At 61.4% G+C, this 10,003-nt stretch carries 23 protein-coding genes; 10 read left to right on the top strand and 13 right to left on the bottom strand.

The window, feature by feature from the left end:
• Positions 1 to 6: 6 nt before the first annotated feature.
• From BXE_RS47110 to BXE_RS43255, 13 genes are read right to left on the bottom strand one after another with little or no spacing between them, the layout of a single operon-like run.
• Positions 7 to 702, bottom strand: coding sequence for a hypothetical protein (locus BXE_RS47110; protein ID WP_233518814.1), 696 nt, complete (start codon positions 700 to 702; stop codon positions 7 to 9).
• Entirely contained in the window at positions 699 to 992 is a 294-nt protein-coding gene (locus BXE_RS06735) for a hypothetical protein (RefSeq protein WP_011487615.1), read from the bottom strand. Before BXE_RS06735 ends, BXE_RS47110 begins: the two co-directional genes overlap by 4 nt.
• Positions 989 to 1,189, bottom strand: a complete 201-nt coding sequence (locus BXE_RS06730) for a hypothetical protein (protein WP_038456576.1) — start codon at positions 1,187 to 1,189, stop codon at positions 989 to 991. The genes BXE_RS06735 and BXE_RS06730 overlap by 4 nt, the downstream gene beginning before the upstream one ends.
• A complete protein-coding gene (locus BXE_RS06725) occupies positions 1,186 to 1,452 on the bottom strand; it encodes a hypothetical protein (protein ID WP_011487614.1) in 267 nt (88 codons plus the stop codon). Before BXE_RS06725 ends, BXE_RS06730 begins: the two co-directional genes overlap by 4 nt.
• Positions 1,449 to 1,865 carry a hypothetical protein gene (locus tag BXE_RS43265; RefSeq protein WP_011487613.1) on the bottom strand — a complete coding sequence of 139 codons (417 nt, stop codon included), beginning with the start codon at positions 1,863 to 1,865 and terminating at the stop codon, positions 1,449 to 1,451. Before BXE_RS43265 ends, BXE_RS06725 begins: the two co-directional genes overlap by 4 nt.
• Positions 1,865 to 2,089, bottom strand: coding sequence for a hypothetical protein (locus BXE_RS06715; RefSeq protein WP_011487612.1), 225 nt, complete (start codon positions 2,087 to 2,089; stop codon positions 1,865 to 1,867). The genes BXE_RS43265 and BXE_RS06715 overlap by 1 nt, the downstream gene beginning before the upstream one ends.
• Complete coding sequence (locus BXE_RS43260; RefSeq protein ID WP_011487611.1) at positions 2,086 to 3,192, bottom strand: hypothetical protein; 1,107 nt, start codon at positions 3,190 to 3,192, stop codon at positions 2,086 to 2,088. The genes BXE_RS06715 and BXE_RS43260 overlap by 4 nt, the downstream gene beginning before the upstream one ends.
• Positions 3,189 to 3,764 carry a hypothetical protein gene (locus BXE_RS06705; protein WP_011487610.1) on the bottom strand — a complete coding sequence of 192 codons (576 nt, stop codon included), beginning with the start codon at positions 3,762 to 3,764 and terminating at the stop codon, positions 3,189 to 3,191. Before BXE_RS06705 ends, BXE_RS43260 begins: the two co-directional genes overlap by 4 nt.
• Positions 3,757 to 4,020, bottom strand: a complete 264-nt coding sequence (locus tag BXE_RS06700) for an Rrf2 family transcriptional regulator (RefSeq protein ID WP_011487609.1) — start codon at positions 4,018 to 4,020, stop codon at positions 3,757 to 3,759. The genes BXE_RS06705 and BXE_RS06700 overlap by 8 nt, the downstream gene beginning before the upstream one ends.
• 7 nt (positions 4,021 to 4,027) lie before the next feature.
• Positions 4,028 to 4,183: a hypothetical protein gene (locus tag BXE_RS46430; protein ID WP_158340903.1), complete on the bottom strand. Its 156-nt coding sequence runs from the start codon at positions 4,181 to 4,183 to the stop codon at positions 4,028 to 4,030.
• Entirely contained in the window at positions 4,180 to 4,359 is a 180-nt protein-coding gene (locus tag BXE_RS06695) for a hypothetical protein (protein WP_038456578.1), read from the bottom strand. The genes BXE_RS46430 and BXE_RS06695 overlap by 4 nt, the downstream gene beginning before the upstream one ends.
• Positions 4,356 to 4,700, bottom strand: coding sequence for a hypothetical protein (locus BXE_RS06690; protein ID WP_038458150.1), 345 nt, complete (start codon positions 4,698 to 4,700; stop codon positions 4,356 to 4,358). The genes BXE_RS06695 and BXE_RS06690 overlap by 4 nt, the downstream gene beginning before the upstream one ends.
• Before the next feature lie 19 nt (positions 4,701 to 4,719).
• Complete coding sequence (locus BXE_RS43255; protein WP_049782101.1) at positions 4,720 to 5,304, bottom strand: hypothetical protein; 585 nt, start codon at positions 5,302 to 5,304, stop codon at positions 4,720 to 4,722.
• 131 nt (positions 5,305 to 5,435) lie between these two features.
• Here BXE_RS43255 and BXE_RS06680 point away from each other — a divergent pair, with 131 nt between their 5' ends.
• The 10 genes from BXE_RS06680 to BXE_RS06635 all read left to right on the top strand — a co-directional run bounded on the left by BXE_RS06680 (position 5,436) and on the right by BXE_RS06635 (position 9,969).
• On the top strand, positions 5,436 to 5,741 hold the full coding sequence (locus BXE_RS06680) for a hypothetical protein (RefSeq protein ID WP_011487607.1): 306 nt from the start codon (positions 5,436 to 5,438) through the stop codon (positions 5,739 to 5,741).
• Positions 5,742 to 6,032: 291 nt separating this feature from the next.
• Complete coding sequence (locus BXE_RS46425; protein WP_038456580.1) at positions 6,033 to 6,254, top strand: hypothetical protein; 222 nt, start codon at positions 6,033 to 6,035, stop codon at positions 6,252 to 6,254.
• 406 nt (positions 6,255 to 6,660) lie between these two features.
• A complete protein-coding gene (locus BXE_RS46880) occupies positions 6,661 to 7,071 on the top strand; it encodes a hypothetical protein (protein ID WP_011487604.1) in 411 nt (136 codons plus the stop codon).
• Between the two features lie 56 nt (positions 7,072 to 7,127).
• Complete coding sequence (locus tag BXE_RS06665) at positions 7,128 to 7,472, top strand: hypothetical protein (protein ID WP_148222916.1); 345 nt, start codon at positions 7,128 to 7,130, stop codon at positions 7,470 to 7,472.
• Positions 7,473 to 7,617: 145 nt separating this feature from the next.
• A complete protein-coding gene (locus BXE_RS06660) occupies positions 7,618 to 7,818 on the top strand; it encodes a hypothetical protein (RefSeq protein WP_011487602.1) in 201 nt (66 codons plus the stop codon).
• 8 nt (positions 7,819 to 7,826) lie between these two features.
• Positions 7,827 to 8,096: a hypothetical protein gene (locus tag BXE_RS06655; RefSeq protein ID WP_148222915.1), complete on the top strand. Its 270-nt coding sequence runs from the start codon at positions 7,827 to 7,829 to the stop codon at positions 8,094 to 8,096.
• A 1-nt stretch (position 8,097) separates the two neighbouring features.
• Positions 8,098 to 8,343 (top strand): hypothetical protein, encoded by a 246-nt coding sequence (locus BXE_RS06650; RefSeq protein WP_011487600.1) that lies wholly within the window; start codon positions 8,098 to 8,100, stop codon positions 8,341 to 8,343.
• Between the two features lie 2 nt (positions 8,344 to 8,345).
• The gene (locus BXE_RS06645; RefSeq protein WP_011487599.1) at positions 8,346 to 8,567 is read left to right on the top strand and encodes a hypothetical protein; all 222 of its coding nucleotides are present in this window, start codon (positions 8,346 to 8,348) and stop codon (positions 8,565 to 8,567) included.
• On the top strand, positions 8,564 to 9,295 hold the full coding sequence (locus BXE_RS06640; protein WP_148222914.1) for a hypothetical protein: 732 nt from the start codon (positions 8,564 to 8,566) through the stop codon (positions 9,293 to 9,295). The genes BXE_RS06645 and BXE_RS06640 overlap by 4 nt, the downstream gene beginning before the upstream one ends.
• Positions 9,292 to 9,969: a hypothetical protein gene (locus tag BXE_RS06635; RefSeq protein ID WP_011487597.1), complete on the top strand. Its 678-nt coding sequence runs from the start codon at positions 9,292 to 9,294 to the stop codon at positions 9,967 to 9,969. Before BXE_RS06640 ends, BXE_RS06635 begins: the two co-directional genes overlap by 4 nt.
• The last annotated feature ends 34 nt before the right edge of the window (positions 9,970 to 10,003 follow it).

The raw sequence follows: 10,003 nt of genomic DNA, 5'->3' as shown, positions 1-10,003 counted from the left end.
GGGTGATCACCAGCTGCGGCTGGTGAGGTCTTCAAAGCTCCAGCCGTGACGGCCGGCGCGCTTGATTGCGATGAATCGATACGGGTGTTGAGCGGCGGCCGCCTTCGTCTTGGCGCGCGCCTTGTCTGTCCAGTAGCCCTTCACCTCGTGATATTCCGTGCTGCCGTCGGCAACGATCACAGTAAAGTCGGGCGTATAGAACGTGTTGTCGCCGAGCCGCAGCTTGTGCGCTTCGAAGCGATAGAAGAGGATCTCGCCAAGGTGGAGACGCGCCGCCAGCAGCTGCTCGTACGCGGCCTCAGTCTTGTTCATCCGTCCGGTACCGAGCCGGCCGAGTTGCTGCACGCGCTGCACGGGCGTCAGTTCCCCCCGCGGGGTTTCGCGCTTGCCAGGCGCAGGCTTTTCCCCGAGTGCCGCGTTCGCGCGATGCTTTGCGCCGGCCGCCATGTGCGGGGCTACCAACTGCACCCCGCTAGAATTCGAATATTCGACAGTGCCCCAAGCTGCGGCGACCTGCTCGGGTGTCTGTCCGGTCTGTGCCGCGATGCCGCGCGCAAGTGTCTGCACGGCGCCCTGCAGCGGTTCGAGATCGGCGGATGCCAGGCGCGCCGCCGCGCCCGCGATCGTCGCTGCAATGCGCGACGTACCAATGCGGCCGTCGACGATCGCGCTCTCAGGGAAACGGACAGTGCCCTTGCTCATCGCCAGCCACCATATCTTTGCGCGTCGCGTTTGAGCGATTCGGCGAAGTAGGAATAGCCGCTAGACTCATAGGGTTCGTCGAGCAGCTCCTTCGGGATCGCGAGCGACGCGGCAATCTTCTCGAGCATTTCGCGTTCGAACCGCGCAAATTCCGACTCCTCGGCGATCGCGAACGCTATCTCGGTGTATGGCCAGGATAGCGGTTCCACATACGATAGGAATGACACGATGAACGCCGGCACGAGCACGAGCGGCGCCGCGATCACGGAGAGGATCAAGAGCTCGCTCATTGCTGAGTTGCTCCGGACACCCGGCTGGGTTGAATCGCCGCTGGGTATTTCGAGCAGTCGGTTACCAACTTTGGACACCACAGGTTGGGGTCCAAATCCAAATTGCTGTCCATCGACCACCGCCCGAGCGCATACGCCTCGATCTCGGTCTCCGCTGTTATGACCATCGTGCCATCCGCTTGGATCGTCGCTTTCATGCCGGCACCTCGTCGAGCTGCTCGTCGTGCACCGGCACGCCGCTGATCGGGCGAAGATTTGTGTCGCAAATAATCCCGCGATCCATCCACGTTCCTGCTCGCGGACCGGTATCCACAAGCATCGGCTGACGGTGTTTTATGTTCCATACCGTCATGCCCAAGTGATTGACGAAAGCGAAACTTTCAACTTCGACAATCACGTCGTTGTTGGCTGGCACGGCCATGCCCGTTGTCACCGCCAGATCGCCCGGCTTGCAGTTCATACGCCTCCCTTCTTGGCGGCGCGCCGCCGTTCATCGATAGATCTGTTGATCGCGCTATTTCCGAAGCCATCGGTCGCGCGAATCCCCTCGCCGCAGTGCGGGCACGTCGGCACCGTCGTGTGACTGCGCCATGCCCGCTCGACGACCTGGGCGGCGCGCAGATGCACCGTCCTGCGCTCGGCCTCGGACTGCCGCTGCTCGCGGCCGGCAATCTTCGAGAGAGCGCGCTCGTATTGATCGAGCATCCGGCTGAGCACCCAGAACGGAGAGAGCTGCACCTTGCAGTCGTCGCACCTGACGAACTGGCCGTGGTCGTCCATCGTCATGTGCTTGTGCTCGCACTCCTCGCGCGGCCGCACGATCCGCTTGTCGCGCGTGAAGCGCAGCTCCTCGATGTCGATGACGTTGCTCATCAGAACGGGATCTCCTTCTCATCGACGTAGGTCGTGCGCACCATGTTGTCCACGCGCCGCCCGGCGATCGGCTCGAGCACGACGAACAGTTGGCCAGGGTGAGCACGCGCGAGCCGCTCTGCCTCGGTGATGGCGCTCTGCTTGCTCGCGTGCCGGTACCGCGGCGGCGCGCTGCCGGTCGGCGACCACACGAGCCAGAATGCGTTTTCGGTTTGGGTGCTCATGATGCGTACCAGTCGACAGGCAGCAGCGCTTCACCGAGCGTCGCCACGATCATCTGCTGGAACTGGCCGCCGCCGCGCTGGGCGTCGCGCAGGATCGCGTCGATCCACGGCCCCTTACCCGCCGCTCTGGCCACCACCGCGCGGTACAGCGGCAAAGGCTCGTCGCGCCGCTTCGGCCGGGCGCCGAAGCGTTCGCCGGCCGCCACCAGCACTTCCTCGCCTGCCAGCCACCAGTCGACCTGTGCTTGTGACTCAGCCGTCACCGGCGCCGCGGCCTCTGCGTCGATGAACGTCGAGACGAACCCTGCGTACGTCGGCCGTTCGTCGCCCTCTCGCGATCGCGCCGCCACGGCCAACGCGTGGGCTTCCCGCAGTCGCGCCGCCGTCACGCCCTTGCCGACCCACGTCAGCACGTGCACACGGTCGCGGTTCCGGTCGACGCTCAGCGATTTGCCCCGAGCGGCCTCGAGCGACACCAGCAAGTCCGTCAATTCGCGCTCGGGGTTCGGTTGGGCTTTTTCAGCTTCAGCAGCAGCAACAGCAGAGTTGTCCACAGCCTCGGCCGCGCGCGTTGCTGCTGTAGTCTCTGCTGTAATCTCTGTACCGTTAACGGAATGGGGATCTCCCTTCCCGCGGGCGCGGTTTTCCCCACCCGGCGGCATGGGTTTTTCCAAGTTCGCGGAATGGACTTTGTCCACTTCCCGAGATGGACTTTTCCCATTTCGGGAAGTGGACTTTCCCGATGTGCCCACCAATGACTTTTTCGCCTTACGTGCGGGTGGCTCGGAAGACAACAGCAATTCGAGCGCATCCTCGTCGACGCGGAAGTACGTGCGATGCTCGATGCGCTTGGCGGTCTCGATCAGCACACCGGCGGCACGCAACTTCGTGCGGGCGGCGCGCTGTTCCTCGTAGGACAGGCCGGTCTCGTGCTCGAGCTCATCGACGGTCTTATGCACGCCGAATTCGCTGGTAGCCTTGTCCTGCCAGTAAAAGATCTGGCAGAAGAACACGGCAGCGTTCACGCCGCCGAGGTATCGAGCGAGGAACGGGTAGTAGGCGATCGGGCGACCGAGTTCGCGCAATACGTCTGCGACTCTCATGCAACTCTCTCCCGCACGTGCCGCGCAATGCGGCCCTCAAGATGAACCCGCTGTTCCCAGTAGCGGTAATAGAGATTGCGCAGCCACGTGCCGAGCACGGCAGCTGGTAGCTTTTCGCGGCCGAGCACGTGCGGCGCGCGGGCGACGACGATCTGATAGCCGTCGGGGCGCCGTGGCCCTTCCCACGCTTCGTATTGCGACGGCCGCGGGCGCACATGCCACACGCCAGCATGCGCGGGCACCCATTCAGGAATACCGAGCTGCTCGGGCACCACGTAGACGAAGCGCGTGATCCAGGCGGGCATGCCAACCCACTTCGGCTTCGACAGATCCTTGCGCCAGTCCGCGAGCGATACTTTCACCTCGAGCTCCGTCGCGTAACTGGAGCGCGTGACCATGACGAAGTCCGCGCGATAAACGCCGCGCTGCGAGCCGACGCCCCAGCGAATTTCAGCCTCGGGAATGAGCGTGTTGGCGCCGCGCGGGTCGACGTGACGGCGTATAGCGGCCTCGACGAGGCCAGCGTTGATCTGTGGGTGCTCCGCCGCGCCCTTCTTGCTCGTCTTAGGCATCGCGCGGCGCCACGTTGACGCGATAGAAAGTCTCGCCATTGCCCGGGATCTCGTCGACCAGGCCGGCCGCTGTCAGGGCTTCGAGCTGACCACGCACGCCGCTATCTGACATGCCGCACATGTACGCGAGCTTGCGCACCGTGACTGAACATTCACACGTGCTCTGCAGCGCCAGATGTGAAAGGCACAGCAGGACAATCTTCTGCGCGTGGCGGAGCTCGACGCTCCAGGCGAGATTCGATAAGTGAAACGACATGTGACTCCTACGGCCTGAACCAGATCAGCACGGCGGCGAGCGCGAGACAGCTCGTGAAACCAAACCTCACGCGCGATCGCGCGATCGACGGCATGAACGCCACAGCGACGCCCATCACTGCGAACGTGCGCAACACAACCGTGCCAACCAGATCCGCGTTCATGACTGCCCTGTGGATGACTCGTGCTTTGTCACGACGTGCAGCGCGCGCATCAGAATCCGGTCACGCGCGGCCATCAAACTGACCTCTCGTTTCACCGCAACTTCGTCCGCACCGACGCGCAACTCCGCAGCAGCGAATGCTTTCTCACAGACGGCTTTCGCCTCTTCGTATTTCATGCCGCTTTCCGTTGTTCGAGCAGCGCTTCCATGAGCGTGAGCCGAACCTGATGAACCATGTATTGCGTGATGGCCCGGTTGCCGACTACTGCCTCAAAATCCTTGATCGAATCAGGCGGTAATGACCGGCGTTTGCGGCCCGCCGCGTCATAGTCGGTGTCGTGCAAATAATCCGTGGCGTGAGGCGCGTGGAAGCCGCACAGCTCCGACAGTGTCTTTTTCGACATTCCCCGCGTCCTGCGCAGCGACCAGGACAGTCGAACGGCATCGCGAAATGTTTTGCACAACGCAATCTTCTCTTCCGGGACGAAAGACGGGCCATCGACCGCGCCGCCCACCATTGGCAACGACTTGTTTTCGCTATTCATGGTTTTGAGTATTTTGAGATTGACTTTGCTCAGTTGCCCGCGATCGCAGGGAACCCGCCGCAACCTGCAACCTCGTCTGCTCGACGGCGTGCAGGTATGCGCGGCGCGCATCGTCCTCGGTCGAGAACACCCCGACGTATTTCCCGCAGTGCATGACGTGATACGGATTCTTCTTGCTGAGCTTGTTGATGCTCCATCCCTTCCCGGTCCCAATACGTCTGGCCGGGCTACATTTTTCAGGGACGTTGACATGCGCATCGCTCATGTTCCTGCTATGCAAAATGATGCTCACGTTGCCTCGCGCGTAGGGCCCGGTATCACCGTTTCGTGCCATCACGTATTGCCCTTTGTTCCGGCCGCGCTCCGCGAAATGTCCTGACTCGGTCCAGACGGCCATCCAGTCTTCGAAAGTGAAATCCCACGCGATGCCTCGACGCTTTGCGCCGGCACGTTGCACGCAGAACGCCGTGCGGGCTTCAGAGTCAGGTCGTTTGGTCCGCGTCATATACAAATCCAATCGAATTACCACTTGAGAGCCCACTTGAGCCGCGAGCAAAATTTTTTGCATGGACACCATGCAAATCCCCGTGAATTCACGCGCCGCCCGGCGCAAACATCGGCGCCCCGCGACAGAATTGGTGAGGGTTCACACCCCGTTTAGAATCGGTAGCTTCCACACACACCGGTTCACAACGAAAGGGAACCCTCATGGACAACAAAGACGACGAAACATCGGCCACGCCGACACCCATCGAACAGCTCACGTTTCGCCTTACGCTCTGCGAGGCAGAAGTGCGCGCGCAGAATGCGATGATCCGCGCTCTCATTGCCTGTCACTCGCACCCCGATTTGCTCGAAGAAGCCTTCGCGCGCTGTTGCGAGCGAGGGATTTCAAACGCGTTACAAAGCCCGTCATCGGATGCTTCGATATTCGCCTTCGAGCACTTTCAGAGTGCATGGGAGGAGTTTCTGCACCCGCTCGCTCAAGCAGCACGCGATCGACCTCGCTCCTGAGGTCCGACCGGTTGCGTTCCTCGATCCGCGCGCGGAACTGCACGAGTTCGACGCCAGGCGGCCGAACCCACGGTAGCCACGCGCCCATTTCAGGACAGGATGCGCGTGCGGCGCGCCTGCGGATCTGTCCGCGAACCGGGATCAACATCGATCGGATACGCCGCATGTCAGACGCCCTCCTCTTGCTGCGCAACCGCGTTGCCCGCGCCGCCGACCACGAAATTGAGGGTGTTCCACCCCGCGCTAGAATTGCGTTTCCACACGTCAATCTCCTTTGCGAGGGGAACACCCATGACCATCAACTTCGACAACCAAACCGTCGACGTTCCCTGCGGCAACTGCCGCAAGAAACTCACGGAAACAATCCGAAGGCTCAAGACAGATCCGAACCTCACCTGCAGTTCCTGCGGTGCAGTTACGCACGTCGACGCGAACGAGTTCAGAAAGGTCGAGCAGTCCGTCAACAAATCGCTCAACGACCTCCGGAAAGCGTTTGGCAAGCTCGGAAAGTAACTGCACCGACGCTCCCACGCCCGATGCATCCGCAGTCAGTCTTAACGTGTGATGCGTCATACGCCCTCCTCTTGAAGAGGCGCGCGAGGAGGCGACGCAGCGACAAGCTCAGGCCAATTTTCGAACCAGTCTCTCGGTCGCAAATCGATTCGGCCCACCGGGCAACCCGGGTACCGCTCTATACGCACACATAAATCCGGCCTCAGTTCTTGCCCGGCACTGATTGCCTTGCGGAGATAGCCGATGGTGGTCCTGCAGGTCGACGCGAAATGCTCGCGCTCTGACGGTGACAGGCTGTTGATGAAGGCAAGGAGCTTTTCCATTGCCGAATTTTTACCTGTGGGTAACTACAAGTCAATACCTGAAGGGCATTTACCTCCAAGTAAAATCTCTATGAAATGGACGTATGGATAAATATGAGCAGCGCCGGCAGAGGCTTCTGTGGCTCCGCGACCACGAATGCGACGGCTCTTCTGCGGAACTTGGGCGCCGCATTGAGAGGGAGGCATCGTATGTCACGCGGATGCTGTACCCGGAGGGAAAGGCCGGCAAGAAGCGAATCGGAGAGGAATTGGCCGATCTTGTTGAGCATAAATTCAGCAAACCCAAAGGCTGGATGGACGGTGTCGAAGCTGAACTCGCGCCTGCCGAAGAAGCAAAACTTCCGGCTGTGGACCCGATCACTATGGAAGTAGTGGCTTTGATGGCGAGGATGTCGCCAGCCGCAAAAAATCAGATGCTCTGGGCCGCGAAGATGCTGCTTGGCCCCGACGTACAACGGCCGCAGATCAAGGGTAAAAGTGATCGAGCTGCGTGAATGGAAAGAGCGACGTCAACACGCCGAAAAAGTTACATTTGCTGACGGAGAGCGAGATGAATGAAATTATGTTTCACGTCCAGGGCTCTTCCGATGAGCCTTATGAAGTTGTCTTCCGCCGCCAGCCCGTCGGCTTTACTGCGTCGTGCACCTGCGTTGCGGGTGCAAACGGTCAGAGTTGTAAACACCGCATAAATTTGATATTAGGCGTTACGACCGACGTCGTTTCCGGCAATATTTCTGCGATCCCTCTCATCCAGTCATGGGTGTCCGGATCCGCGTATGAGACAGCGGCAGCCCAGTTGTTCCAAGCTGAACAAGAGTTTGAGCAGGTGAAGAAACGGGTAGCCCAAAGTAGGAAGCTTGTTGGTCTGGCGCTTCGCTCAGGCGACATCACTTAACCGTTAATTTCAGCAGAAGCCTACGAACTCCAGACAGGCATCCGGCCGTTCAAATGTGACGCTCACAATTTTACCTACAGGTATTGACGGTATATTTACCTACAGGTAATATTCGCTCCAACACACCGCAACCACGGAGCGAGCGATGGCCAACCAACAGTCAGCAACACCCACCGGCAACACCCGGCGCGGCGCTCGCGCTGTGAAGTCGGCTTTCCGGATCGTCCGGAACATCCTCGCCATCCTCGGCGTGCTGTTCGTCTACCTGCTCGCGCTCGGCTATATGCAGTACCAGGACCGTGCGGCCGCTGGGGATTCGTCGTGCTCGTTCACCCGGTGCCTGTGAGAACGGCCATGCGACCGACTCCTACCCGCCTCCCGGACGAAATGCTGGCGCCGGCTTGCCGCACGCTCGGCGTCGAGGGCGAGCCCGACGATGCCCTGCTCTCGCCGGCAGTGCGCGCCGCCGTTCAGGCCGCGGTCCGCGCCCAACTCCATCCGAACCCGAAAGCACGCCGTAGTTCGCAGCCGCGCCGCCGGATCGGCGACCAGACGTCGCTCGCGTTCGACGACCAATGCGTCGATATCAAACGGCGCGCCGCCAACGACATCGATGAGGAATGACATGGCCAAGATCGACAACATTCCGGACTTCGATAAATCGCGCGAGCTCGAGCACGAGCTCGACGGTCCCGAGCTAATCGCGCAGCACCTCGTCCAACGCGGCGCCGCACACGCGCTCGAAACGGCGATCGAACTGGGTGCCACGCCGGAAATGCTCCGGACGATGCTGAACGACGTGCGGACGATGCAGGACTTCGTCGCCGTGACCGCTGCCATGCGCGGCATCCGTCTTGTCTCGGAGGAATGACCATGTCCTGGATATCTGTGGACGTCGACGTGAGCGACGTTCTCTGCCGACTCGACACCGACGACCTGCTGAAGGAAATCGGAACGCGAAATCGCAAGCCCGAAGGGAGTGCGGATATTTCTGTGCAGCAGATCTTCGAAGCGTTCTACACCGGCAACGAAGCGATCGGCGTTCAACTCTCGAAGGCCTATGTCCAGCAAGTCACCGGGAGGGTCCTGCCGTGAATATGCTCGGCTATATCGGCTCGGCCATCGTCACTCTCGGATCCGTCGCCTGGACGCTCACCACTGTCGCCGGTCGCTTCGACCGCGCTTTCGACTCCAATCTCAACCCGCCCGCCCCCGCGAACGATGATCGGGCTCTTCCGGAGGCGCGGTCGCGGCGTGCCTCCGGTTTAGGAAGCGCCATGAGCATGCTTCTTCGTAACGGAGTGCCGGCCGTGCCGGTTCGACTGCGCGCGCTGCCGCCGGCCACCGAGCTGGCGTCGCCGGATCTCGCCGCCTGCCATTACTACAAGCGGTGCGCGGTTTGCGGCGAGCCGCTCGGCCAGTACAAGGCATTCGTTCTCCGGCCTACCGCCGCGGTGAGTCGCATCTGCGTCGTGCCGCCGGCGCATCAGGACTGCGCCAAATTCAAGGCGGCATGCCTGATGGGAAGTTCCAATGCGGGCGTGGTGATGGTCTGGGTGACGCGCAGCTACGAAGTCGTGCCGGGTGCCGACACCATCCAGTTGCACATCGGCGAGGCCGAACAGGTCTTCTGGTATTTCGACAATCGCTGCGCAACGCGTGACGAAGTGCGCGAGAGCTTCGAAAGTGAATTACCGGCTCTGTACGAACAGGCACACGCATCGGGAGAGCAGGCCGTGCTCGAGCTCGACACGATGGTGGCACGGGCCTCGCGTTTCTTCCCACGCCACAGCACTGCCGTCAACGTGGGGCAGCTGTCGTGAAGAACGTCGGCCACCCCAACATGTTCCCGCGCGCCGCGGAGCCTGATGCGGCTGCTGCAGCGGAGCCGGTCACGGACGCAGACGTCGGCGGGATCGAGCGCGCCCCCGCACCAACGAATCCGTGGGCCAATCCGCTCAACGGCCTTCAGAAAGCAACGATCGCCAACTTGCCCGAGACGAAACGCCTCACGCGAGCTGATGAGGTAATCGCATATCTGAAAGAGCATGGCCCGGCAGGCAGCGCGGTTATCTGTCAGGCGCTCGGCATTTCCTCCAAAGGCGGCCTCTCCCCATTCATTCAGGGCGCGCTCCACGATGGCCGGATCGTTCGTGACGGCGGGAAATACTGCATCGGAAGCCAGGTCGCGGCGAAGCCAAAGGCTGAAGTAAAGACTGCGCCGGTCGCGGTCAGCCATTTCGAGGCAGCTTCCGCAATCGTCGCGATGCGGAAGAAGCCTACCGCCAAGGCCGCGGAGGCCCCGCCATCACCAGCAGATCCACCAAAGCCGTCGCCGGAGCTCACACGTGAGCCCGACTTCACGATCTCCGTCGACGAGGTGTCTCTTGTGTCCTGGCCGAATGGCGATATCAGCATCCGGACCGGAAGCGGCGCCATCGATCTGCGTCCGGAGCACTTCCGCGCACTCATCGCGCTGGTCGAGCTGCGCAAATGATTTTTCAGTGGTCTCTCGTCGGTTGTGACCCCCG

The organism is Paraburkholderia xenovorans LB400, assembly GCF_000013645.1.
Classification (GTDB): domain Bacteria; phylum Pseudomonadota; class Gammaproteobacteria; order Burkholderiales; family Burkholderiaceae; genus Paraburkholderia; species Paraburkholderia xenovorans.
Note: the sequence above shows the minus strand (reverse complement) of the source record. Positions and strands in the feature narration are given on the sequence as shown.